Source organism: Sphingobacterium olei (assembly GCF_005048855.1).
GTDB classification, from domain to species: domain Bacteria; phylum Bacteroidota; class Bacteroidia; order Sphingobacteriales; family Sphingobacteriaceae; genus Sphingobacterium; species Sphingobacterium olei.
In genome coordinates, this window is sequence record NZ_SUME01000001.1 from 195,504 (window position 1) to 221,171 (window position 25,668).

Consider the following 25,668-nt stretch of genomic DNA (forward strand, 5'->3'; position numbering starts at 1 on the left):
AAGTCATGCCTTAGGCATAACTTTTTATTCTAAACTACAAACCCGCTAACCGAGCATACATTTCGGCAATAGCGAACTGATCCAGTAGCCATTTTTGGTTTGACGGATCAACCTTACCCGACCAATCTTTTCCAAAAAGACCTTCTTTGTCGCGCATTGAATTCCATGCATAATCCAGATTAGCTTTGAAGGTATCAATAAACCGGCTATCTTTATCCAGCTGGTACAGCTCTACATATCCTCTAAGCATAATAGCAATAAACCAATTATCGCTTCTTTTCAATACAGGGTAAGCAGCAGCTTTATTTTCGCTATTCGGAGCTGAGAAAAAATATCCAAGTCCAGCTTGAGCAGATTCTTGTGCATCTTTTAAAAACCGTTCTTCCTTTGTAATCTTATAAAGTAAAGCTGCTGATTGGATCATCTGTCCGGTATTATAAGGATATTTTGCTTTATTGACTTTCCCGTTTAGATTGACGTTATCCCAGTAAAGCTTGTCGGATGGGTCCTGTAGATTCTTTTTTGTCCAGCCATACAGTTCCATGGCTTCATCGAGGTAATGCTTCTTTTGTGTCGCTTCATAAAGCTTTAACAGGTAAACGACGGCAGGGGCATTGGAACAAGTGTTTTTTGATTCTTTCTTTTGTTCGCACCAATAAACCCCGCCGCCCAGTTTATCGTCCATGCCGCTAGCCACAAAGGTCCATATTTCCAAAGCCTTGTCCAGATACCGCTGTTCACGAGTGTGCAGGTACAGGTCAGCAAAGTCGATACCCAGCCAAATGTTGTCGTCGTAGAATCTATCCGATAAGGGGGCACTATTCACATAGGAGGCATACCCCGCCGGTTGCCGGGTATCGTAATATTTTTCCAGTCCTTTTAGAACAGATTTGTCGATATGCGCTTTGGTTTTGTGGTCATCAGTCTTTTCAAGTAGGGCGACATAAGCAGATAAACTTCCCGAGAACGGCCAGAGGTAGGAGTAGGGATTGGATTTTGTCGAGTTTTCTCCACCGCCTAGGTAGCTGGCGTTGTAGTTATCGTTGTATGGGTATGTTTCTCTGAAAAGCTGTTGGCCATCGCTGACAGCATAATGTTTTTCAATATTGGAAAGGGTTTCTGAGGCTTTTCCTAGAAATGATTTTTTGGTCGTTTCCTGTGCTAGGAGACTGGTTGTGAGTACCATCGCAATCCCTACACCAAATAATTTATTCATCATTGTATTTATTTTGTTTTTTCAAATAATGCCAAACTTTTGAATAGCATGGCAGCAATTGTTGCCATTATCTTCTCTTTTGTTTCTTAATAGGTTTTTACCTACATTGATTATTTGGCCGCCGTTTAATCGGCCAATTGTTTTCACTAAACAGTTTCTTCACGTATTGCTTCTAAAGATTTTCCCTTTGTCTCCGGCAAAAACAGGATAAAGACAAAAGATAATATCACCATGATAGCATAAAATAGGAAGACATAAAAACCACCGTGTTGACTGGCTTCCACAATAATTGGGAAGAGCCAGGATATAATGGTAGCAAAGATCCAATGGGTAGTACTTCCTAACGACGAGCCTTTAGCACGTATTTCATTGGGGAATATCTCAGCAAGAAATACCCAAATTACAGCCCCTTGTGATAAGGCGAATGCTCCAATAAATCCGATAATATAAAACAGTAGAAAAGAAGAGTTTCCTTCTTTCAATCCGAAAGCAGTTAGTAGTAAAAAAATAAACATACCAATAGCACCTAAAAGGAGAAGTTTTTTCCGACCAAATTTGTCAATAATGCTCATGCCCAAAAACGTGAATAAAACGTTTGTTCCACCAATATAAATAGGTTGTAAATAAGCTAATTGTGCATCAAATCCAGCCATTTCAAAAATTCGTGGTGCATAATACAGGATGGCATTGATACCCGTCATCTGATTGAAAAAGGCGAGGAGTACCGCGAATATTATTGGTTTGCTATATTTGCGTTGCCATATGGAGGTACTTTTTTTTGCAGTAGGTAATGCTGATTTTTCTTCAATGCGGTTTTGTTGTAATTTATCAAAAACAATATTTGCGTCAATCAAATTTTTGTGTAGAGCCAACCAACGTGGACTTTCTGGAATACCTTTCAAGAGTATGTAAAATATTGCGGAAGGTAGAGCCATAATACCCAACATGTAACGCCACGCATGTTCTCCCATGCCCGCAAAAACAAAATTTGTCAAATAGGCTATAAAAATACCGCTTACAATCATGATTTGGAATAAACCGGCAAGTTTCCCCCGATCTTTCGCCGGTGATATCTCTGAGATATAAACAGGTCCGACTACAGAACTGATACCTACAGCAATACCTCCCAAAAATCTAAAAAGTAAAAACATCGACCAAATAGGAGCGACAGCGCATCCGATGGCGGACAGAAGGTATAAGACTGCAATGGCCTTTAAGATGGGTTTTCTACCGTAACGTTCCGAGAATCTTCCGGCAGCTAAAGCTCCTATGATGGTGCCTATTAACGAAATAGAAACGGTCAATCCGTGCCAAAGGGCATTCAGTTGCCACAGTTTTTGAATAATCTGCTCGGCACCCGATATCACGGCAGTTTCGAAACCAAAAAGGAACCCTCCCATGGAGGCAATTAAAGAGTACTTCCAGACGTTTTTCATAGATATATTATATAAGGTGCCTTTTAATGGTTATATTTAATATGCTTGTATTTATAATTATCTGTTTTTATTCGCGTATTTGAATTCATTATATTCGGTCTCGGAAATATTAGTATGTTACATATTATAATAGATGATGCTAAACCAAAAAATAAATTCCACTTGTTAAAAGAAACGTCACGGATAGGAATGTCGATTTTCTAGAAAAAATGAATTATACATGGTGGTTTTTATACAATTAGAAAAATCGGTTTAGCAAACCCTATAAAGCTATAATTTTTTGATGAAATCTCCAAATTTTAAAAAGAACTTTGTCGTATTTTTAGTTCCTGAGGATAATTTTCTCTGTAATCGTTCAGTTTCTATCTTTTAATTGGTCAAGAAGTATACCGACGATATTTTATACTATTTCTTCCAAAGGTCGATCTCTGGTTCCAACTTATTACGTACTGCTATATAACACTTGGGTACTACTACGGTGTCTTGGGAATAATCGAATCTTTAACAATCAATTATTATTCTAAATGATGATTCTGTTTACACCTCATTCGTTACTTTTGCGAACTTATTCCGATACTCAATAGGAGTAAGCCCTGTAATTTTTTTAAAGATATCTCTAAAGGCTTTCGTATCCGTATAACCTACATCAAACATTATTTCTGTTACATTCTTTCTTGATGCTTCAAAAGAGCTCTTGGCAGCTTCTATTCTTACCCGTTGAATATACTCTATCGGTGTATTATTAGTCGCCTCTTTAAATCTTCTTTCAAAAGTTCTGCGACCTGTATTAATTAAATTTGCCAACGTTTCTATTGTTAATTTGTTATCATAGTGCTGTTCAATATATTCTTGTACCTTTTGAATATCAGTATCACCGTGGTTTCGTTGACCTTTGAATATAGCGAATTGCGATTGGCTATCTCTTCCGATATCTAAAGCGAAGTATTTCGAAACCAACACTGCAGTTTCTCGATCAGCAAATTTTTCAACAAGGTATAATATTAAATTCCATAAGCTGCTTGCTCCACCACTGCTGTAGATATTGTCATGTTCTGTTATTATCGCGCCATCTTCAACTTCCACATCCGGATATTTTTCTTTAAACTCATTGATATAAGCCCAATGTGTAGAGCATTTTTTACCATTGAGTAACCCCGTTTCTGCTAAAAGAAAAGCGCCGATACACAAACTGGCAAGGCTCGAGCCTTGCTCGTGCAACTTTTTGAAGTAAGGTATTGCTGATGCGTTGTTCTGAATTCCTTTGGAGGTATCGCCAAACGTAGGCGGTATAATGAGTAAATCCGTGCTGGTAACGTCTTTGAGCAACCTGTCGGTTTTTATCGTGTATTCACCATTATTGGCAGGTACATATTCCCTTAAGCCTACATACTCAACCTCGAAAATAGGCTTTTTACCAAATGCGGCTAAAAATTCGTTGGCGGTATGAAAGGTTCTGAAAGGCGGTGTAATGGCTTCTATTACTCCGTATTCAGGCACAAAGACTGAAATTTTCATCGTATTAATGTATTGATGAGTTTTTAAATATTTTAAGTGAAATCATAACGGTCATTTTTTACTAATGTATTAAGTTTCAAATCTAAAAAATAGTTTTGTCATAATTCGCCCCTAAACTTGTCGTTTTTACAACAGATATAATTTTATGCACTCATGTACCTTTGAATTATAGAATTTGATAAACCAAGAAAAAAATAACAATGGCACAAGTAACAAAAATTACGGTAGAAGCGACAGTAAACGCTCCCGTAGCAAAAGTTTGGAAGGTTTGGAATACGCCAAGCGACATTATACAATGGAACAGTCCTGATCCGAGTTGGCATACGCCAAGTAGTGAAAACGACCTGAGAGTAGGCGGTAAGTTTAAGAACAGGATGGAAGCCAAGGATGGAAGCTTCGGTTTTGATTTTGAAGGTGTTTATGATCGTGTAGAACTAAACAAGGAAATTACCTATATTATGGGTGATGGAAGAATAGCTACCACGCTATTTACTGAAAAAGATGGAAAGACCAATGTAGCAACAACATTTGACGCTGAAACGGAAAATGACCCAGAAATGCAGAAACAAGGGTGGCAAGCTATCTTGGACAACTTTGTGAAATATACCGAAGCAAACAATTAGTTAACAATATATATCAATAATATGAAAAAGAATAGAATAATCTTTTGGGTAGCGACTATCATCTTAATACTTTGGGAGGGAATAATGCCACTTAGCACCATGTTATTTACACCAGAGTATGTGAATATGGGAACAAAACCTTTGGGCTATCCTGATTACTTTGCCTATGCACTTATTGTCTTTAAAGTACTCGGTGTATTGGCTATTTCATACCCTAAAACACCGGGTAAGTTAAGAGAATGGGCATATGCAGGCCTTACATTTAGTCTAATTTTCGCATTCATCAGTCATGCCTATGTTGATCAAAATGTCGGGTTTATGGTATTGCCGCTTGTGGTATTGGGTATTGTTGCCATTTCCTATATCTACGGAAATAAAATCCGGCATAATAGTTAAGGTGGATTATTGCACCTGAAGATAACGCGTAAAATAATTGATTAATCACCATTTAAATTTTAACAAAATGAAAAATAATTCTGTTTCATTACATCGAATAATTAATGCAAGCCCCGAAAAAGTGTTCCGGGCATTTGCAGACCCGATCGCAAATTCATGGTGGTTCCCACCGTATGGCTTTCTATGCACTGTACAACAAATGGATTTTAAGGTCGGAGGTAAGTTTAATATGACCTTTATCAATTTCAGTACGGGGAATGGACATTCCTTCGGAGGAGAATATCTTGAAATAAAACCCAATGAATTTATTAAGTATACGGATAGATTTGACGACCCAGGTTTACCCGGTGAAATGACAACAACTGTAGAGCTGAAGAAGGTCTCGTGTGGCACTGAACTTCGGGTGTTACAGGAAGGGATTCCTGATGTAATACCAGCCGAAATGTGCTATTTAGGTTGGCAAGAATCGCTTGAGAAATTGATAAAGCTTGTACAGCCTGAAATTCCAGATGCTTAATGTTAATTTATTATGGTAGGGTATAATCACTCTAATTTAATAAGTGCAGTCTTCATTACGTTTTCCGGTAACTGTAAAAAGGCACTTACATTCTACCAGAGCTGCTTTGGTGGCATATTGCAATTTGAAACTTTTGAAAAAGACTTGCAACACTACACCGAAATTCCTATCGTTAGTGGATCGTTAATATCTGATAGGATAATTATTCACGGTTCAGATCTGGTACATAACGAAGGAAGGAAGATTGGAAACTATATTTCCCTTTTTCTTCATTGCAAAAATACCATTGATAGAAAAGAGCTTATTGAAATACTGGGAGTTGATAAGAAGAATCTTGTTGTCAAGAATACAGATCGCCAACGATTAATTGAATTAACCGATGCTTTCGATGTGAGGTGGGTATTGGGCGTTTAGCTTCGATAGCCACCTTTTTATAATGTCTATCTAAAAGTAGCTCCAGTGAATTGTCTTATGGCAAGCTTTACCGTTAACCTATACGCAATGCTGAGGTTAGATGATCATTCATTTCTTTTGTAAGTCCCATTGCCTGTGCAATGAGAAATGTGTCTGTATACTGGTTAAATTCTGTTATTTTTCCATGTTTCACTTTATATTCACAAGCAAAGTTGGACTTCATATACTTTCCTGTCTTGTTATATGTTCCTTCGTAAAATCCGATAACAAAAACTCCATCACCACTGTCGATGTAACGAGCAATTGTAGCTTTCCAATCACTCCAGTTTTGGCGAAATCCGCCAAAAACCTTTTCAAAAATGGCCTCTGACCCTATATACTGACCGCCCCCCGGAAAACCTGTCATTTGGTTCCATTTTATATCTTCGTGAAATATTTGTCTGATCGCATTATTGTCTCCAGTAGCAAAAAGTTCGTACATTTTTTTTACCGTTTCGATATTTCCCCTATTTTCTTTCGTTGTACGTGTGTTCATATCTATCAGCACTATTGATTTTGTTATTTGTAGCTAAAGTAGTAAAATGGAGTCTTGATTCTTGGAGTAACTAGTGGAGCAGTACTGCTCAGCGGATCGTAATACAAATAAGGCCTGCACTCCTGCAGGCCTAGGTTGAAACAAAAATACCCAGTTTTAGGGGTATGTCGTTACCACTTTGCTTACCTGCCAGCCATTTTTGGTGTTGCTCAGTGTAATGTGGTCTACACGGGTGAATTTTTCGAACTCCATTGTAGCTTTCGCTACACAAGACTTACCGCTTTCATCCAGTATTTCGTAAGTCGTTTTACAGTCGTATTGTAACCCTTTGTTTTCTTTTAAGAATTTAGTGTAATCCTTTTTGCCGTATTTGCTGTCGTTTACTGTATTATAGTATTCGAAATCTTTAGCAAATAATTGCTCGCTAAACTGAACGTTGCCCAATGCTGCGGCGTCTAAATAGGCTGCGAGGATGGCCATTGTGTTCATGTCCTTTAACGGATTTGATTTTTCGGCAGCAAAAGAGCTGAATGAAGCGATTACTATAAATGCTGTTGCGATGGTTGTGGTGATAGTTCTCATGTCTTTAGTTTTTATATTTTTAAAGTTGCTATGTCGTATTGTCTGGTTCAAAAGTAGGATTGAAATCGACGCTATTAAACAGCAATTAGATCAATGCGCTAATTTAATCGGTGAATAAGGAAAACTAGTCGGCGAAAAATTCACATTACAATTTAATGAATTCAACACGTCGATTTTTCGCCTTTCCAGCCTCTGAGGTATTAGTAGAAATCGGTACAGATTCTCCTTTTCCTAGAGTTTCCAATCTATCAGCTCCGATACCATATTCAGACTCCAATAGACTTTTAATTGCCGCTGCTCTCTGCTGGCTTAAGACCAAATTTCTTTGCTCATCTCCCACATTGTCGGTATGTCCTGCAATTTGTAGTCGGAGTTCGGTATCCTGAATCAGGAGATTAGCGATAGATTTAATAATACCGAACGATTCAGGTTTTATGAGAGATGATCCGGTGTCAAATAGTATTCCGGTAGTAGAAAACGACCCCTTCTCCATTAATTGTTGAATAGGAGAGAATAATCCTTTTGCTATTTTGATGTTGCCAAGGAACACGCCAATCTGTTCATCATCGTAAGGACTGCTTGCGAGTTTAAAGAAAAGTTGGTTGAGTTCGCCCATTTTTGCTATCGCCTTGGGTATGTCATATATTTTTTCGCCGTTGATCCAAATTCTAAGACGCTCTTTCTGCACTTGGATGGATACATGCACAATTTTTCCGTACCAATCTTTCACCTTATTGTCGGTTTTGGCGGAACTGTTGAAATACCGAATATATTTTTCGTAAGAATCCAAGGTATAAGTACCTGAGGTGGTTTGCGGCGAGATCTCCATATAAAAAGACTTATCTCCTTTTTGCTCGTTCAGTAGTGTGTTTGAACTAGGAGATTTCTCGCCAGACGCTAATAGACCAAACTGAAACGAAGGTGCAACCCAACCCTTGAAGTCGATATCGAAAATCATGTCGAATTCGACACTGAAATCCTGACCAAAACCTTGTTCATTCCCCGAAAGAACGACGCTTTTTTGTGCCATTCGAAGCCACCTTCCGGGGATATTGTCTAGGTTGACAACCACTGAACTACCGTTACCATTCCAACCTGCCGGCAGTTCACCAATAGGGCTCCCTGAAAAATCGTCTACATATAGTATAGAATCGCCAGGTACAAATTCATATTTACTATATGATTTCATGTTGTTATTTACTTGCAAATCGTTGGGCGCTGCATCCATCGGCTTTTCCTCCTGTTGTGGAGTTGTCTTACTTTTTTCAGACGTGGAAACCGATTCGATAGCCTTATCGATTCCTTTTGAAACCGCTTTATCTGTTTCATTCAGAATCTTATTAACTGTAGTGCTTTCTGCTTTACTTTTTACTCTCTTTAAAATTCCCTGCGAATGCACCGGGCTAATAGAGAATACAGAAGATAAGGCAACAGCCAAAAACATGCTATTCCTTACGGTATTTGATTTTTCCATCCCAAATATGAATTGTTTAATTTTTCATCAATTTACACCAGAGTAGATATTGAAATTTAGTTTTTCGACAAGACGTTATTTTAAACGTTCAGTACTCAGTTTTTTCCGATGAGTTTTCACTATAAATCACGAACTACTCTGGCATGATGAATGAAGTTATTTGAGTCTTAGCGTCAAACCTAAATTTAGTATACTTGCGCCGTAACCAATTTCAGCAAAGGCGCCGAGCTTGTTACTTAGCCAGTATTTAGATCCAATATAGCCACCCACAAGAAAACCTCCGGCAGAAGAAGAAATTGGCTCATCCGTAGCACCGTCCCATTTTACCGAAGCAATGTTATAACCGAGTATTAATCCACCATAGGGATCAAACTTTTCCGAATTGGTTTTGATATGATAGGCTCCTCGAGCAGCAACAAGAATATAAGTGTATCGCCAATTGCCATAACTACCAAAAGATTCTTTTTCAGTTGCAAAGGCAGTATAAGCTCCCACACTTATTCGATCGGAGACGCCCTGCTGGTAGTTTAATCCGATTGGAATACCTAATCCTCCTCCGATTCCAACACCTACATCTAGGGTTTTATCTTCCTTTTTAAAGGATTGAGCATGAGAATTGGTGGCATAAAGGATACATGCCAACGTAATGAACGCAATGTTTTTGATTTGAGTCATGATAAATTATTAAATTTTATTGGATTCAAAATTACATGCGGAAGTCACACTAAATCTACGTGCTACTACTGATTCATTAAAAATCAGTAAGTCATGTCTTGCTGATATCATTGATTAAGAAGGTGAATTAAGTAGTACTACGGAATGTGCTCAAATGGGAATAATACGATAGCATCTGAATAATTATGAGGATACCTTTGTCTATATGAATACCGTTGAGAAGATATATTAATGAATAACAGAGCATGCGAACTCGCGAAGTAATTATATACAGATGAAAAAATACTTGTTGGGAATAGTACTGTTAAATATGGCCTGCTCAGGAGATACTGTAGCAGACAAATTCGGCGTTGTCAGCGGGAAAACTTTGGATGGCAGCGGAAAACCACTAGCAGGAGTTACTATATTGATTGATAATAGCATTTTTTTTAATAGTCACCTATCGACCAGATCAGATGTAAATGGTAGCTATATGGTAACAGTTCCTACAGGGGCGTGGTATGCCTTTGCACAGCTTAAGGTGATATATAACAATCTTGAATATCAGTTGTACCTACACCCGGACAACCCTTCCGGGTTTGGTGGGGAAGGTGCGATTCGAAATTTTTCGTGGAAGCTCACGGGCGAAAAGCCCGCTCCACTTTCCGGATATTATGGCGGATTGGTTACCATTGATAATTTTCCGGGGGTGTATCTTGAAAATGACCTGATCGAATTTCATTTTACAGCTGAAGGCAATCTTGTAGACGGTTCACCCGGACAGGTGCTAACACGGAAGACGTCTGATGGAAATCAGATCCAAGATATACCGATTGGAAGATATACTGTAACTGCGCACTATAAAACCGAAAAATTGAAACTTAGACGCTGGAACAGCGATGATGTATTTCAGGAATCCCTTACTTTTGATTTCCAACCACAGATAGCAGGACAGTGTGATAACTGCTTTAAATTGGAATACAATAAATAGCTAGGGATACAAAGCCGGTTTTCCTTCAAAAATTATAGCGCTACATTGCTTCGTACGCCACTAGAATAAATCCCGTATTTCATCTTTTTTTGCTACTTTAGTGTCAAACAGACAGTAGACCGTTTGACAAATATGCTTTTGCGACATCATTTTCAGCACGTGTGCCTATTTGCGGGAGAATATAAGATATATTTCACTCCCGGAGAGTTTGATATTATCCGTTCCCATACGCGGCACGAGGTTATGCCAGCTCATACGCTTCTTATGGAACAGGGTAAGAAGGTTGATAAACTTTATTTCCTTAATCAGGGGATTGCTAGGCTTTTCCGGGTTCACAATGGTGTAGATCATACATTGGGTATTGTTTCTACCAATTACTTTTTGTCCACACCACTGTACGTTCAGAGCGGGGAAATTTCTTCCTGCTCCCTTGAATCATTAAGCGAGATCGATGTGCTGGTGTGGGATCTGGAAAGTGTCCTTCAACTAAAGCAAAAAGTACCTAAGATGAATAAAATGGACTTGGCGGTGATGGACCGTCTGCTTAATTGGTTGCAGGACAACCAAATCAATTCGATATGCATGACGGCCGAGGAACGTTATATACATCTTATGGAAACACAGCCCCTCGTCATTCAGCGGGTACCTCTTAAATACATAGCATCCCTACTGGCTATCCATCAAGACAGCCTGAGCCGGATACGCAAAAATCTTGTACAGAAGGGCTAGATTTAGATTAATCCCCTCAAAAAAGCTTCTTTTACAAGTCCTGCCGTAGTCTTTATGTTGAGTTTCTGATTAAGGCTATGCCGGTGCGACTCTACCGTACGGACGCTCAGAAAGAGTCGATCAGCTATTTCCTGATTAGAATACTCATTGGCAATAAGTTCTAAAACCTCTAGTTCCCTGTTCGTTAGTTTGACATTCACAGCCGCCTTTCTTCCATTTATGGTGTGTTCAAGGATGCTTTGCTCGATATGCCTGTCGATATATTGTTTTCCAGATCTAACCGCGGAAATGGCTTCAAGAAGACTTTTTTGATCGGTGCCTTTAAGTAAGTACCCTCTAGCTCCTTTTTTGATCATTTTCCTGACATATACCATATCATCATAGTTTGTCAATGCAATGACCAACAATTCGGGATACATGGCTAACACTTTTTCGCATAGTTCTATTCCATTGGTATCCGGCAGTTCAATATCCAATAGAAGAACATCTGGACGTCTTTCATTTAATTCCAGTAGTAGATCCGAACCGTTGCGCGCAGTGAACGAAATTAGGCAATCCGGTTCGTTTTGCAGCATTATTTTCAATCCATTGACTATCAAACAATGGTCATCTACTATTCCAATAGTTGTCATATTTGGTTTTCATATTTAGTACACAAAAAAAGAAATTAATAAGGCTTAATTTAGGTATCATAAAGGTGTAGCATTTACTCTATTTAGGTTTTCTCGCTTTGATTTATGGAGATGACTATTCACCGTTATGTATACCGAGGTTCCTCGCCCTGGATTAGACCGAATATCAATACTGCCATTAATTAGCTTTATCCTTGAGAATAAATTGTTGAAACCGATCCCGTTAGCCAACGTACTTTCTGCATCAAATCCAGTTCCATTATCCTCAATCGTTATAAATAACCGTCCCTTCTCTTCCATAAGTTGTACAATTCCTTCCGATGCGTTAGCATGCTTCAAGATATTGGTTACCGACTCCTGTACAATACGATAAATGGTTAATTGGCAGCTCTTGTCCAGTTCTGTTAAGTTGCCAATGATATAGCAGTGCAATTGAAAGTTAGGCTTATTAACCCTTCTACAGAAAGACCGGATAGCATACCCAAGTCCTTCTACAAGAATCATTTCAGGTGCGAGATTATGGGAAATATTTCGTATTTCTCGTACCGCAATATCAATCAGCTGGCTTACATCCTGAAAAGGGACTTGTACATCCTGCAAATCGTTAATGGCAGTAAGGTGTAGCTTTGCTGCAGAAAGGATACTGGCAACACCATCATGTAGTTCTTTTGCTGTTCGGGCACGCTCTTTTTCCTCACCTTTTAGCTGCGCTTCGGCTAGTTTCTGCTGCAACTCCGTCTCTTGCGTCCGTCTTCGTTGACGGTAAAGCGTCCTAAAAACAAAGAACCCCGAAATAAGTATAATCCAAGAAAAAATATAAATAATCAGCCATTTGTTCTTTCGATTAAGCTCCGCCTCCTGTTGGACAATTTTAAGATCCCGTTCTGCGATCATTTCCCGGTTTTGTGCGGCCCGGTATTTAACCTCGAGTTCGTTTATGGTTTTTTGAGTCTCATTGCTCCGCAACGAATCATTAGATTTTAAATGTTGTTTGTATAGGTCCAATGCGCTTTTGTAATCTCCCAATGCCTCGTTGATTCCCGCTCCAGTTAGATACATGTCTGCGAGCTGTGGCATGTTAAGTTCCTTTTTTGCAAGTTTAAAGGCTCTTTCGAAATATATTTTGGCTTCTTTTGGTTTCCCCATCTCTTTAAATACATTAGACATACCCGTAAGCGAGTAAACTTCATTTCCCGGCATAGTGGCCGGTGTTATTTTTAACGCCTCATTGAATGTTTTTAGGGCCAAGGGAAATCTTTTCTGCATTCGGTATACATCAGCCAAGTTATTCAGTGCTTTTATTTCCATTGGAAGATCACCAAAAGAACGTCCTATTACGAGATACTCTTTTCCGTGCCTTACTGCGTCATCTAACTTTCCGGCCATTGCCTCAGCGACCATAACATTGACCAAGCTTTTTCCCATGGATACGGAATCCTTCAATTCTCGAGCAATTTCATAAGATCTCCAAGCATAATGCAGGCCTTTATCTAGGTCGTTAAGGTCCAGAAGTAACGAACTCAAATTGTTAAGATATTTTCTTCGGTCCGACAAGTTTTCGTCTGTCGGATTTTTTATTTCGTTGGAAATATCTAATGCCCTTATCAAGTTTTTAGCAGCTTCTTTAAGCCTTCCTTGCGCCTGATCTTGGAGGGCAATATTGTTATAGGCAGATGCGAGCTTAATTTTGTTGTCTAGGGAAAGGCTTATTTTTAGTGCATTCTGTGCATGTTCCATAGCTTCATCGTATCGCACCTGATCGTATAGAAATGCACTATAGTTTCCAGCAAATAGAAGTTTTCCATTAATAAAATCAAGCTTTTCGGCAAGATCTCCCGCTTGCTTAAAATAATATTCGGATGAATCTGGAAATCCAAGTTTTTGTTTTTCCTTAGCTAGCTCGATAAGCCTGAGTACTTTGGTCGTGTCATGCTTTTCTGTATGGAAGGAAATCGTGGATGGCGCTGCTATTACCAAAAAAAATATACACAGTGAATACATGTTCCCGTAATTAATTATAGTGCTTGATCCAACAATCTAATGCTTTTTGAGGGCAATCTTAAATATAGTTCAATTGTTTCCATTCATTTAAATAAGGAAGCGTTTTAGTTTAAATTCAATTTTGTTGGCCTTTGTAATTGCATTGTCTTACATTTTATCTAGGCTGAAAGTATAAGTCCTTTTCAATTTTTTATAATCCTTTCTACCAAATGATTCATTTCTCGACCAAAGTACATTGGTTAACGACTAAATATAAAATCTAAAAGAACATCTCGGATTATTCCCAAAATTGAAGGTATTCCGTATTATTACGGAATAATCCAAACCCGAACTATTACACTACAAATCCGAATAGCTTCCTGTTAATTTCGCAGTGTTTTTGGTTGGTATCTTTATCGGGGTATCGTTTTCTACGAACTTTGCATACAATTACATATAAATAACTAAACAATTTTGAGCAAATGAAGAGCATTTTATCAATAGACCTATTAACAGCCTTTAATCATGGTTCATCTGAGTAAGACCGTTTTTATGCGATGTATGTTGTTATTGTCGGTAGTAGCGTTCAGTTCATGCGAGGCAGATCAGACACAGAAACTATCGGTATCGAACACGGTCCTAGAACCTGTAATACATTATCATTATTCCGGCTATGGCATGATAACGCATGGGGGAAACTATGCCAATACAGTATTAGGGAATTATGGAGGTGATAATGGACGAAGTGATCGAAGTTTCATTAATGGCTTATTGTCTGCTTTTACTTTTGGGTTGTCTTTACCAGATTATGAAATAAATATTAGCTCCATAACTTTACAAGATGAAGAAGATTATATTAACAGCATCACTTACATTGGCACTCATCAGTGCAATTGAATCGTTTAATACACTGTATATTAATCGCGGAAACCTTAGTCCCTATGGGGCTGGGTTTTTAACGGGGAATTTTTTATTGTTTTTCATTTCTGCATCCATTTGCTTAAGGCTTTTTAAGAAGATATAATGAGAAGTTTAACCATGAGCGTATTGATAGCAGATCGGGATGGGATTGGAAGGGATAATATTCGAAAACTCCTTCAGGATAGTAACCGATTTCATATCGTAGGTGAAAGTGCAACACCACAGGAAACAATTCGTGCTGTTAACATGTTAACTCCTGACATCTTGTTTATAGATGAACAACTTTACCGTTGGATTATTTCCGAACTTTCCAATGGAAGTGATATCTGTCCCCTAATAATTATTACGGCAGAAGATGATTCTTTTGCGAAACAAGCTTTTGAAGAACGGATATTCGATTATCTAATAAAACCCTATTCCCGGGAACGGTTTGAATTTACCCTACGAAGGATCTCCTACAAGTTTGTGAAGGAATTATTTAGTACATCAGACATAGCAGCGCTTTTCTCGGCCGTTATGTTTGTGCTGGATGGAACAAGTTTCAAGAAAATCGATGTGAAGAAAATAATTTATATCAAGGCAGCGAAGGATTATAGTATAATATATACCGAGCAAGGAGAGTACCTCAGTTCATTTGGTATTGGATACATAGAAGAGCGATTGGATCCAACTTTTTTCAAGAGGGTTCAGCGGTCTTATATCGTAAACCTATCCTTTGTCAGCGCACTTCAACGAGAATCAGGGAAATCAATTCTCATTTTAGAAAACGGATCTGAAATTAGCATAGGACGAAGTTACATGCCCATCATTAAGCGTCTAATCGTGTAGCTATTTCGTAAGTATCATTGCTTGCGTTCACTGTCGTTATCCGTTTCATGCTGTATGGAAGTAGCCGACGGAATAAGAGGCGGTGATTGTACCAAGGCAAGCTGATGTGCGGCCTTCATTTCACGCTGTACAACGAAGGTACCCTTCACACGCGTAGAATTGAACAGATAAAGAGACCATATAACAGCAAAAGCGATAGCGCGAACGATTTCCGAAGGTTCACTGTACATCTCGGTCTGATTTTTAAATATAACCCAAGCGACAATTATATCCAAGATTACAACGATTAGCTGTAACATCAATAAAGCAAAAAGCGTTTGTGGGAAAATATCTCGTCTTTTGATCAGCAGATAGAAACAGTATGCAGATAGGAAAATGATCATCGTATTAGCAGCAAACTCAAAAATTAGAAACATACCATATAGAAAAGGAGAGATTCCCACGTTGTAACTCAAAGTAGCCCATAGCTGTTCGCTAAAAGAAAGCGGCATCATTACACCAAAAAATATCCGGATAGGACTCAGAAACAATGCTATGGCCAGCAAGACCAGCCAACCGCCGATGGTGTCATATTGTGCTTCATCATATAATGAAATGAAAGATGAGGCATTTTGTCGATGATAGTATCGAAATGTTGCCCAAGTAAATAAGGCTAGCAGGCTGATAAAACCTAGAACCGACCACCAATTTACCTGATTCTGTGTATTTGATCCCGTTACGAAACCATCATTATCCAAGTAGACGGCAGTACTAAAAAAAGCGTCTTTGTCAGAGAAATCAGAAAGATAATCCTTAATACCTTCATCCTTCACAAACGTGTCATGGAAGCCCAATCGAAAAGAAATCTTTATCGTGTCTTTATTTGTCGTGATGCTTTTCCCAAAATAGTAGCTTTCCCTGGTCGTAAAGTTATTCTCTCGTATAGCAGGAATGGTTACATCGTCTGGGTTGATGATGTAGACATCGTGTTCTAAAGCTAGCGGATAGTATAGGGCGATGGGAGTCATGCGTGTTTCCATCACGTCAGGGAGCGATGAACTTAAGTTGGCTGCATATACGGATACGGCTGGTCTGTTCGTCGTCAGATCCAGTTCCGATAGCTTTTTAATGGAATATGATTCTTTAACACGAAATACATTGTTGGCTATATCGTCTTCGTATGTCAAAGCCGACCGCTTCGTGGCCTGTTTGTAGAGTCGTTGGTAGTATTCTAAATAAGATTTCTCAATTTGATTCTTAGCGGTCTGTTTAAAATAACTACGAATATCGTCTGCATTTGATCCTGTATAGATGGTTAGCACATCGAGAATAGCAGCACCGTCTTTTTGCAGGTTGAATTGTTCTTCTACGCGTGTGTTTCCAGCCACAATTTTTTCCGTATCGTACATTTCGGCTCCCGGCTTTGCCCATAAAACTTTCCCGTAGAAAGGGAAATGTCGATCGCGAATCGGTCCACCTTGGTTCGTAATGGTGGGATCAATAAATTGCCCACGTCCGCCCACACTGAAGTAAGCCACCATATGGTTGAATGCGGCGGGAGAGGGGAGGGATTCATCCAGATTATATTCTTCGAAAGAATTTACCAGCACAAGCTGGCTCTTGATGCCCCTATGCTGAAGCATGGCGGCGAGCAAGACCGATTTATCCTTACAATCGCCGTATCGCTGTGCAAACACTTTTTCTGGGTTGTTGGCTCGATGGGAATATTCACCAACTTCTATACCCATGTATCGTATCTCGTTTTGCACGAAATCGGCAATCTCTTTTACATATTCCATGGAATCGCCCTTTGCCTTTTGCCAAAGATGCTCTGCAAACTGCCGCAACTTGCCCGATTTTGCCAATACCGGAATAGGATTGACGTCAGAAGCCCACTTACCCACGTCCGACCATTTCTCAAATTCCGAGCATTCTATCCGTTGTCTTGTTGCATACCACAGTGGTACATTCGGCTCGTACTCTGTCTTATCCGTACCGGCAATATCCCAATAATAGGCCGTGGCATTGCCAAGATCTTGCTTAGTAGGCGCAACAGCACCCATAAAGGTTTTAAAATGGAGTTTACGTCCTTTTGGTACAATATAGCTTATGTGGAGCAATCCCATAGGTTCAAAACCTTGAAGGGTATAACTATCGAAAAATTTCCCTCCGAATACCGGATTGAAGCCTTTCACAGAATAGGATAATACAATCTTGTCGTCTTTTCTTAAATCTTCGAGTAGCAAATAAGCGGAATAGGTTCCGTTGTAAATCGATCGCGACAGTTCGGTCTCGTAGGCCATGAGTTCGAATTTTCCCAAATTTAGGCGGTCCAATCGCTTTCCATCGCGTATCAGATAAAGTTCGTGTAAGATTAGTGTTTGATATTTAGGTTCGAAACTGATGTGAATCTGACCCGCATTTTCCGCACCCGCATTTTCCGTTAAAACTTTGACATTACGCGAAAAACGGGTTTGTGTGGCAAGATCGACTTGGTATTCGATACTTTCAAAATAATAGCCATCACTGATGTCTTCCAGATTAGGTGTTTTTGGCTGATGTTGTGAGTACCGCACCCAATTAGGGACGGCTGTCTTTGTCAATGTAGGCGATACGGCATAGGTAATCACCACTGTAAAAAGAAAAAAAAGTGTGAGGCTAAAAATCTTACCTAATTTCATGGGGTCAATAATATTTGAACGAATATAATAATAAGTTCAATTATTTGGAAGAACTAATCGTAAATGAACCTGTATTTCGTACCTGCACAAAATGGTATCCTTAAATTGATAGCTGAATTAGGAAGATCATTTTGTTTAGCATGGGTATTCATCCGAGGGCGATATTATGGAAAGAAATGAATGTATTATGATATTTCGAAGCGAAATAAAAGATTTTTATATCTTAAATTAGCATATGAACAAGACGGAGAGAAATAAAGGATTTGTCTTTAAGCAATATGAAGAGCCCTTTCAGACACCTTTTGATAAGTTGTTTGAAATTTTCAAGGAACTTATTACTTATACTTCCGGTGATTTTGACGAAGCTATCGATTGGTTGCGGCAGTTAGATAAGGAGTTTAAATTAACTACCCCAACGTATACCATTGATGATTTTATAGCAGATTTGAAGAGTAAGGGCTATATCGTCGATCGTCTGGATTTTAATGGAAATGGGGGAGTGGGGATCAGCTCGAAGATGGAGAAAGCCCTGCGGCAAAATGCGTTGGATCAGATCTTCGGAAAGATGCGTAAAGGTAAAACCGGAAATCATAAAACAAAATACAGTGGACAAAGTGACGAAAATACAGGAGATTTTAGAAGCTATCAATATGGAGATAGTCTAGACAAAATTTCTGTTACCGAGAGCCTGAAAAATGCGCAGGTAAACCATGGAATAGGTGATTTCAGCTTATCGGAGAATGATTTGGTAGTTGAAGATACGCAATTTAAGTCGCAGATGAGCACGGTGTTGATGATTGATATCAGCCATAGTATGATCTTGTACGGCGAAGACCGTATCACACCCGCGAAGAAGGTAGCTATGGCCCTGTCGGAGCTAATACTCACGCGTTATCCCAAAGATTCATTGGATGTTATCGTATTTGGCAACGATGCCTGGCCTATAGCGATCAAAGATCTGCCCTACTTGCAAGTGGGGCCATTTCATACGAATACCGTCGCCGGCGTACAATTGGCCTTGGATATACTAAGACGGAAACGTCATGCAAACAAACAGATATTCATGATTACGGATGGCAAACCGAGCTGCTTAAACATGCCGGATGGCACATACTATAAAAATCCCATGGGGTTAGATCCTGTAATTACCGGTAAATGTTATAGTATCGCCGCGCAAGCCCGAAAACTAGGAATCCCGATCACGACATTTATGATCACTTCTGATCCATATCTTCAGGAGTTTGTCGATGAATTTACGGCCTCTAACCGGGGTAAGGCCTACTATACCGGATTGGGCGACTTAGGCGAAATGATCTTTGAAGATTACGAGGACAATCGGAAAAAGAGAATACGATAAACTATTGATTTAACAACAACAGTAAATGAATTATACAACGATTAAAACTTTCGGAGAATTAAAAAATGCAGGCTATAAGCCCAAAAGCATAAAAGAGGAACTGCGTCAGAACCTGATTGAGAAAATACGCAGCGGCGAGACCGTTTTTGAAGGTGTGCATGGTTACGAGGATACGGTGATTCCCGAATTGGAAAGAGCTATCCTCTCCAAGCATAACATCAATTTGTTGGGGCTTCGTGGCCAGGCAAAAACACGGTTGGCCAGACTGATGGTGAACCTATTGGATGAATATATCCCGACAGTCGAGGGCTCTGAAATCAATGACGATCCATACCGGCCTATTTCTCGTTATGCTGTGGAGTTAATGAAAGAAAAAGGCGATAGTACGCCCATCAGCTGGCTTCACAGGAGCGAACGGTTCGCTGAGAAACTGGCGACACCCGATGTAACGGTAGCGGATTTAATCGGCGACGTGGATCCTATAAAAGCAGCGAATTTGAGACTAAGTTATGCGGATGATCGCGTGATCCATTTCGGGATGATCCCTCGTGCCAACCGTTCGATATTTGTAATCAACGAACTGCCCGATTTGCAAGCCAGGATTCAAGTCGCGCTCTTCAATATACTGCAGGAGGGCGATATACAGATCCGTGGATTTAAGTTGCGGTTGCCTCTGGATTTGCAGTTTATCTTTACGGCCAATCCCGAAGATTATACCAATAGAGGAAGTATTGTGACACCCTTGAAGGACCGTATAGGTTCTCAGATTCTCACACATTACCCTACCTCTGTGGCAGTAGCCAAAGCGATCACCGAGCAGGAAGCTGGTTTGGAAGCCGGACAAAAAGAACAGATCTATGTACCTGAATTGGCACGTGATATACTGGAACAGATTAGTTTTGAAGCTCGGAATAGCGAATACATCGATGTAAAAAGTGGTGTCAGCGCCAGAATGGGGATTACCGCATTTCAAAATTTGCTAAGTACTGCCGAATTGCGTATGCTGAGAAACGGAGATACAGCTACAGCAGTACGGTTGAGCGATTTTATGGGAATCGTTCCGGCTATCACGGGGAAGGTAGAGTTGGTGTATGAAGGCGAGCAAGAAGGCGCTGCAGCTGTAGCAATACAACTGATAGAAAGTGCGGTTAAGACCTTGTTCATAACCCTATTTCCTAAGATAGAGAAGTTAGAAAAGGAAAATGAACAATACCCCTACGATGAAATTGTGCGATGGTTCTTAAATTCGGATGGTATCCAACTACCGGATGAACTTAATGATGACGATTATCATGATACATTGGGCCAAGTGGATGCCATTCGTAGGTTGATACAGAAATACCAGCCGGATACGAGAAAAGAAGATGTCTATTTTCTCAGTGAGTTTGTGTTGTGGGGGTTGACCTTGTATAATAAGTTGAGTAAATACAGAGTGGACAATGGGTTACAATTTCAGGATAACTTTCAGGGATACCTCAGGAATAACATATAGAACTGTCGGTTAAGCTACATATAAAAATCCCATACGCCTTAGTATGGGATTTTAATCCTCTCTCGATCCGTCATCTGCCATACGTACTATTTTTGGTAAAAATGTCGCCACGACATCCACCAGGTCAGTTTGCGAAGCCATGACCGTATGGATGTCCTTATAAGCCATTGGTGCTTCGTCCATTCCGGCTCCGAGCAGGGAAACTCCGTTGGCTGCCAATATAGTCTTTAGCTCCATTGAAGATAAGGTTTTTATAGCCTGCGTGCGGCTCATTAATCGGCCCGCACCGTGCGAAGCCGAGTGGATGGCACGCTTTTCACCTTTACCGCGAACCAAAAATCCCGGTGTAGCCATCGATCCCGGTATAATTCCCAATACACCTTTCCCTGCAGGAGTAGCTCCTTTACGATGAACGATTACTTCCTCGTCATTCAATAGTTCTTTCCAAGCGAAGTTATGGTGATTTTCGACTTTAGCTAACAGCTCAGCGCCCAAGGCAGATCGTATTTTATCATGGATAACGCCATGACAAGCCGAAGCGTAGTCGCCCGCCAAATTCATGGCCAACCAATAAGCCTGTCCTTCTGCCTTATCTAAGTCCAAGTAGGCTAAGTTTTGGGCTTCATAGGGAAGTTTGCAGATTTCTTTGGCTAATTTAGTGTAATGTCCAGCAATGGTAGCACCTATTCCCCGTGATCCCGAATGCGTAAGTAAAGCCAGATATTTGCCTTTTTCTAAGCCTAATACTTCATCGGCCGTGTCCACGTCCATCACCCCAAATTCCACGAAGTGGTTGCCTCCTCCCGAGGAGCCTAATTGTGTCCATGCCTTGTCTTTCAATGATCGAATAAAGTTGTCGGTTTCAAACAAGGAGCTGTCCAAAACCTCATGATCTATTCTTTCGTGCTTCAAGTAGCCATTTCCTGCACCAAAACGCGTGTTTTTCATCAGTATGTCCTTAAGTTTGCCTGTATGCCCCTCAAGATAAGACGCAGGTAGATCAAATATAGACAACGCCATTCGGCAACCAATATCCACACCGACACCGTAAGGAATAACCTCGTTTTTTGTTGCCAACACACCTCCGATTGGTAGGCCGTAACCTTGGTGCGCATCCGGCATCAAGGCACCAGCCACCGCTACAGGTAATTTCATTGCTACATCCATTTGTTTTGTAGCGCCTTCTTCAATATGTTCTTTGCCGAAGATGGAATAGACCTGTGGAGCGTCGTTTAGCCGAATGGTTTCTGCTTCAATGGTATCGATCTTCAACAGTACTTCAGCGAGGGGTTTAAAAATAGCATCCTCCAGATACGATGTTGGATTTTCGAGTACATTTTTGAAATTTTCTAGCATTTGCTCCCTGCTAAAGCCTAATCTTTTTTTGTTGATCTTCAGTGCAACACCCATTGCATGATTCTCTTTATACCCTAAGGCAATCAAATCATTGCCATTAATTCTTTTATTTTCCATTTTTATAAAGTTATGAAAGTTTTCTTATCCTCTTTCCTAAGCAAGGAGCAACAACCTCTTTACGTTGCCCCTTGCGCCTCTTCGTTTCTATTTGATAAATAATGCTTAAAGCTTTCGCTTATTTTCATCAAAGAGCGATTGTCAATACTGACATGACAAAGGTGCGAAGTGTACTACGCAGCTTTTTTGCGTGATTCAAACTAAAAGCGATAAAAAATATGTTTATTATGTAATTGTCTGATAACAAGTTTGATAAAATTTAAAACTGATAGCGCTTACGATTCCTTATATGGATATTGCGCAAATGTATTGCGTAGTAAAATATAAAAGTTATCTTTATTCAATAAGAAATTTGCTGTAAATCATTATGTCTATTAATAAACTTGCTCTTATCCGTTACAAAATCATCGATAACTGTCTTCGGCAGACGCATCGTAAATGGACGTTGGAAGACCTGATAGAGAGGGTTTCGGAAGGACTCTATGAATTAGAGGGTATTCATAACGGTGTAAGTACAAGAACGATACAAGGTGACATCCAATTGATGCGCAGCAATAAGTTGGGTTATAATGCACCAATTGTGGTTATCAAGCGTAAATTTTATACATACGGGGATCCGAATTATTCGATTAGCAATACCCCCTTCTCAGACAGTGATTTGTCCAAAATGAGGGATGCGGTCGATATCCTGAAACATTTGAATGGCTTTGCCTATTTTGAAGAAATGAGTGATATAATCGCCCGATTGGAAAATAATCTGTCTAAACAGGAAGACATATCTCCCTCTTGTATACAAATGGAAAGTAATAAACTGCTAAAAGGACTGAATTGGATAACACCTATTCATAAAGCTATCAGGGAACAAATACCTCTATTGATTACCTATAAATCATTTAAATCCAAAACAGAACAAGAGGCCGTATACTTTGCTTATCTATTGAAGGAATACCGTAACAGGTGGTTCGTAATCTGCAAACCGAAAAAAGGGAAAACCCTGGTTACATTGGCGCTGGATCGGATCGTGGATATAGATGAAATGGCAAAAGCAGGATATGTACCCTATGAAGGCATAGATTTTGAACGTTATTATGCGGATACAATCGGCGTAACGAAATCCGAAAAGGATAGAGGCCATCGGGTCATTCTACAGGTAGAAAGCTACAATGCGCCTTACGTCATTACGAAACCCATACATTCGTCGCAGCAGATCTTAAAAACCGAGGAAGATGGGAGCATTTTGATCCGCTTGGATGTAGTGTTAAATTTCGAGTTAGAACGGGAAATACTGGGCTTTGGCGAATGCATCAAAGTGTTAGCACCAAAAATCCTTCGTGATAGAATCAAACGAAGGTCGTACACAATGTTACAACAGTATCTTGTTGAATAATAGTTTGCCAACTGTAGTTTCCTGTCCCTACTAATCCCAGCTGTCTAAGCTATCCCAATTCCGCAAAAGACTTGATTTGCTTTTTATAAAAATCTATCTTTTGATACATTTTATTAAAGAAAATATTTTTGTCCCGTGTTCCTGCAGTATTCAACAATACAGAATTCTTTAGTTGATGTTGATAGAATTCCAATGCATTTTGGCAGGTGTCAATATCTTTCGTAATAAAGTACCCCAACATCGTATAAGGAACAAAAAATGATCTCTGCTGCCCATTTAAAATTAATACATTATTATTCAAGATCAACAGTTCATGGTAATACATTTGAAAATATTTATTTTTTGGTGTACATTTTCGTTCCAACGATTTGATTAAATCCGTTAAGTTATCACACAATGCAACAGCATTATCTAGCTGTAGGAGTCCGGATTGAAAGAAATACAAAATCTGCTGTAATGTGCTATTGATCGTAGTATCATTCCATATCTCGTGAACTTGAACAGAAGAATAGAACTTTAGTAAGTTTTCATTATTATCAACCAACGGAGCTTGATAGTTAAAATCCTCAAAGCTAACCTCTTCTTTTCCAGAATCCAAAAGATTAAGCCATACAAACAGTTTAAACTTAGAAAGCAAATTGTGTCCGATGGTGTAGAATAGGGGGATATCTTTCGCCGAATAATATACTGAGGTATGCTCATCCGCATTGTATTCTGTCAATGCGTGAAAAGAATTCCCAAGATAATCTGATAGATCCGTAGCTGAGCGTATCTCTTTTGTCTTGCGGACCAATACATGTCCCTTGTTTTCAAGCAAAGCATCCAATGAAATTCCAAATACCTGAGCCAATCGAATAGTTTCTTCGATTGTAAATTTACTCTTCTTTGAAATTCGACGATGTGCAGCATCATAACTGATGTCCAAAGCAGTTGAAATCCTTTCAATCAAAGAATCTTGTGCGTCTATTCTTTTTTGAATGGCCCGTATTAACTTTTCTTGATACATAACTTCTGCTTTTGTGATTATCACAATAATAAACAAATATTTTAGGATATATCGCAATTTATGGGTGTGAATATCGCAATATCTTTGACGTAATCAAATTTAAAATAATATGAAACCGAACATGCATACCGTCGAAGACAGCATGAACTTAGCGTAGCGATCTCATGCAGGCATTTAAAAATAAACACGCCTGAATAATGCGTTTGGAAACAGTCACAAATGAATAAACAATTAAATTATATACAGATGAAAACATTCATGATTTGCTTGATGTCGCTTATAAGTATTGCAACACAAGCCCAGGAAACAAAAATATTTAGTTTGTCACCGATGACTAAAAACACACAAAAAGTAAATGGTTTGGTCGTAGGAATAGGGCATTTTCAGGAACCTGATCACGTGCAAACAATTAACGGAGTAAATTTGGACGTAATGGTGTTTTCGCCGTTAATTACAATGCTCACTTTTATGTACGGCAGCATAGACAAATATCCTCATGACGAAAGAACCAAGATAATTTCAAATGGACTTAATCTCGGGATTGGCGGATACATGGGAGGTGTTGAACACAATGGAGCAAGTGTATCATTATACAATATAACAAATAAATCTACGGGACTCGGTATACATCCCGCATTTAATGCCGGAAAATATAGCCAGGGTCTCAACTTGGCTCTGTACAACAAACATGACTATATGACCGGTGTGCAAATAGGTCTTGTCAATAAATCCACACAACTAAAAGGGGTACAGATTGGCTTATTCAACCGTACCAATGCACTTAAAGGTTTGCAATTAGGTTTTATCAACTCGAATGGGAAAAGAACACTACCATTTATAAATTTCTAAT

The 25,668-nt window shown here is 39.3% G+C and carries 24 protein-coding genes; 12 read left to right on the forward strand and 12 right to left on the reverse strand.

The window, feature by feature from the left end:
* Positions 1-34 precede the first annotated feature (34 nt).
* From FAZ15_RS00835 to FAZ15_RS00845, 3 genes are all read right to left on the reverse strand, one after another.
* Complete coding sequence (locus tag FAZ15_RS00835) at positions 35-1,219, reverse strand: glycoside hydrolase family 76 protein (RefSeq protein ID WP_202912282.1); 1,185 nt, start codon at positions 1,217-1,219, stop codon at positions 35-37.
* 143 nt (positions 1,220-1,362) lie between these two features.
* On the reverse strand, positions 1,363-2,652 hold the full coding sequence (locus FAZ15_RS00840; RefSeq protein WP_136899193.1) for a sugar porter family MFS transporter: 1,290 nt from the start codon (positions 2,650-2,652) through the stop codon (positions 1,363-1,365).
* Positions 2,653-3,189: 537 nt separating this feature from the next.
* Entirely contained in the window at positions 3,190-4,167 is a 978-nt protein-coding gene (locus FAZ15_RS00845) for a GlxA family transcriptional regulator (protein WP_136899195.1), read from the reverse strand.
* Positions 4,168-4,367: 200 nt separating this feature from the next.
* Between FAZ15_RS00845 and FAZ15_RS00850 the strand changes: the two genes are divergently transcribed.
* The 4 genes from FAZ15_RS00850 (at position 4,368) to FAZ15_RS00865 (ending at position 6,117) form a co-directional block, all read left to right on the forward strand.
* The gene (locus tag FAZ15_RS00850; protein WP_136899197.1) at positions 4,368-4,790 is read left to right on the forward strand and encodes an SRPBCC family protein; all 423 of its coding nucleotides are present in this window, start codon (positions 4,368-4,370) and stop codon (positions 4,788-4,790) included.
* A 21-nt stretch (positions 4,791-4,811) separates the two neighbouring features.
* Positions 4,812-5,186: a DoxX family protein gene (locus FAZ15_RS00855; RefSeq protein ID WP_136899199.1), complete on the forward strand. Its 375-nt coding sequence runs from the start codon at positions 4,812-4,814 to the stop codon at positions 5,184-5,186.
* 67 nt (positions 5,187-5,253) lie between these two features.
* A complete protein-coding gene (locus FAZ15_RS00860; protein ID WP_136899201.1) occupies positions 5,254-5,703 on the forward strand; it encodes an SRPBCC family protein in 450 nt (149 codons plus the stop codon).
* A gap of 12 nt (positions 5,704-5,715) precedes the next feature.
* On the forward strand, positions 5,716-6,117 hold the full coding sequence (locus tag FAZ15_RS00865) for a VOC family protein (protein WP_136899203.1): 402 nt from the start codon (positions 5,716-5,718) through the stop codon (positions 6,115-6,117).
* 73 nt (positions 6,118-6,190) lie between these two features.
* On the opposite strand, the gene FAZ15_RS00870 is transcribed toward FAZ15_RS00865, so the two are convergent.
* The 4 genes from FAZ15_RS00870 to FAZ15_RS00885 all read right to left on the reverse strand — a co-directional run bounded on the left by FAZ15_RS00870 (position 6,191) and on the right by FAZ15_RS00885 (position 9,383).
* Positions 6,191-6,652: a nuclear transport factor 2 family protein gene (locus FAZ15_RS00870; protein ID WP_136899205.1), complete on the reverse strand. Its 462-nt coding sequence runs from the start codon at positions 6,650-6,652 to the stop codon at positions 6,191-6,193.
* Between the two features lie 156 nt (positions 6,653-6,808).
* Positions 6,809-7,234: a nuclear transport factor 2 family protein gene (locus FAZ15_RS00875; RefSeq protein WP_136899207.1), complete on the reverse strand. Its 426-nt coding sequence runs from the start codon at positions 7,232-7,234 to the stop codon at positions 6,809-6,811.
* Between the two features lie 145 nt (positions 7,235-7,379).
* The gene (locus FAZ15_RS00880; RefSeq protein ID WP_136899209.1) at positions 7,380-8,708 is read right to left on the reverse strand and encodes an OmpA family protein; all 1,329 of its coding nucleotides are present in this window, start codon (positions 8,706-8,708) and stop codon (positions 7,380-7,382) included.
* A 156-nt stretch (positions 8,709-8,864) separates the two neighbouring features.
* Positions 8,865-9,383, reverse strand: coding sequence for a hypothetical protein (locus tag FAZ15_RS00885; RefSeq protein ID WP_136899211.1), 519 nt, complete (start codon positions 9,381-9,383; stop codon positions 8,865-8,867).
* A gap of 274 nt (positions 9,384-9,657) precedes the next feature.
* Between FAZ15_RS00885 and FAZ15_RS00890 the strand changes: the two genes are divergently transcribed.
* On the forward strand, positions 9,658-10,353 hold the full coding sequence (locus FAZ15_RS00890; RefSeq protein WP_136899213.1) for a carboxypeptidase-like regulatory domain-containing protein: 696 nt from the start codon (positions 9,658-9,660) through the stop codon (positions 10,351-10,353).
* A 132-nt stretch (positions 10,354-10,485) separates the two neighbouring features.
* A complete protein-coding gene (locus FAZ15_RS00895; RefSeq protein ID WP_136899215.1) occupies positions 10,486-11,082 on the forward strand; it encodes a Crp/Fnr family transcriptional regulator in 597 nt (198 codons plus the stop codon).
* A gap of 2 nt (positions 11,083-11,084) precedes the next feature.
* Here FAZ15_RS00895 and FAZ15_RS00900 read toward each other — a convergent pair whose 3' ends face one another.
* Together FAZ15_RS00900 and FAZ15_RS00905 are read right to left on the reverse strand one after the other, a co-directional pair.
* Positions 11,085-11,714 (reverse strand): response regulator, encoded by a 630-nt coding sequence (locus FAZ15_RS00900; RefSeq protein WP_136899217.1) that lies wholly within the window; start codon positions 11,712-11,714, stop codon positions 11,085-11,087.
* A 57-nt stretch (positions 11,715-11,771) separates the two neighbouring features.
* On the reverse strand, positions 11,772-13,715 hold the full coding sequence (locus FAZ15_RS00905; RefSeq protein ID WP_136899219.1) for a tetratricopeptide repeat-containing sensor histidine kinase: 1,944 nt from the start codon (positions 13,713-13,715) through the stop codon (positions 11,772-11,774).
* 504 nt (positions 13,716-14,219) lie between these two features.
* Here FAZ15_RS00905 and FAZ15_RS00910 point away from each other — a divergent pair.
* Together FAZ15_RS00910 and FAZ15_RS00915 are read left to right on the forward strand one after the other, a co-directional pair.
* Positions 14,220-14,591, forward strand: a complete 372-nt coding sequence (locus FAZ15_RS00910; RefSeq protein WP_136899221.1) for a hypothetical protein — start codon at positions 14,220-14,222, stop codon at positions 14,589-14,591.
* Positions 14,592-14,717: 126 nt separating this feature from the next.
* Positions 14,718-15,443 (forward strand): LytR/AlgR family response regulator transcription factor, encoded by a 726-nt coding sequence (locus FAZ15_RS00915; RefSeq protein ID WP_136899223.1) that lies wholly within the window; start codon positions 14,718-14,720, stop codon positions 15,441-15,443.
* Between the two features lie 14 nt (positions 15,444-15,457).
* Here the strand turns inward: FAZ15_RS00915 and FAZ15_RS00920 are convergent, their stop codons facing one another.
* Positions 15,458-18,103, reverse strand: a complete 2,646-nt coding sequence (locus FAZ15_RS00920) for a DUF3857 domain-containing protein (RefSeq protein WP_136899225.1) — start codon at positions 18,101-18,103, stop codon at positions 15,458-15,460.
* A 235-nt stretch (positions 18,104-18,338) separates the two neighbouring features.
* On the opposite strand from FAZ15_RS00920, the gene FAZ15_RS00925 reads away from it, so the two are divergent.
* A complete protein-coding gene (locus FAZ15_RS00925; RefSeq protein ID WP_136899227.1) occupies positions 18,339-19,460 on the forward strand; it encodes a vWA domain-containing protein in 1,122 nt (373 codons plus the stop codon).
* A gap of 25 nt (positions 19,461-19,485) precedes the next feature.
* On the forward strand, positions 19,486-20,952 hold the full coding sequence (locus FAZ15_RS00930; RefSeq protein WP_136899229.1) for a magnesium chelatase: 1,467 nt from the start codon (positions 19,486-19,488) through the stop codon (positions 20,950-20,952).
* A gap of 51 nt (positions 20,953-21,003) precedes the next feature.
* Here FAZ15_RS00930 and FAZ15_RS00935 read toward each other — a convergent pair whose 3' ends face one another.
* Complete coding sequence (locus FAZ15_RS00935; RefSeq protein ID WP_136899231.1) at positions 21,004-22,425, reverse strand: RtcB family protein; 1,422 nt, start codon at positions 22,423-22,425, stop codon at positions 21,004-21,006.
* A gap of 367 nt (positions 22,426-22,792) precedes the next feature.
* Here FAZ15_RS00935 and FAZ15_RS00940 point away from each other — a divergent pair, with 367 nt between their 5' ends.
* Entirely contained in the window at positions 22,793-23,812 is a 1,020-nt protein-coding gene (locus FAZ15_RS00940; protein WP_136899233.1) for a helix-turn-helix transcriptional regulator, read from the forward strand.
* Between the two features lie 49 nt (positions 23,813-23,861).
* On the opposite strand, the gene FAZ15_RS00945 is transcribed toward FAZ15_RS00940, so the two are convergent.
* Positions 23,862-24,818 carry a helix-turn-helix domain-containing protein gene (locus FAZ15_RS00945; RefSeq protein ID WP_136899235.1) on the reverse strand — a complete coding sequence of 319 codons (957 nt, stop codon included), beginning with the start codon at positions 24,816-24,818 and terminating at the stop codon, positions 23,862-23,864.
* A 246-nt stretch (positions 24,819-25,064) separates the two neighbouring features.
* Here FAZ15_RS00945 and FAZ15_RS00950 point away from each other — a divergent pair, with 246 nt between their 5' ends.
* Positions 25,065-25,667: an LA_2272 family surface repeat-containing protein gene (locus FAZ15_RS00950; protein WP_136899237.1), complete on the forward strand. Its 603-nt coding sequence runs from the start codon at positions 25,065-25,067 to the stop codon at positions 25,665-25,667.
* The last annotated feature ends 1 nt before the right edge of the window (position 25,668 follow it).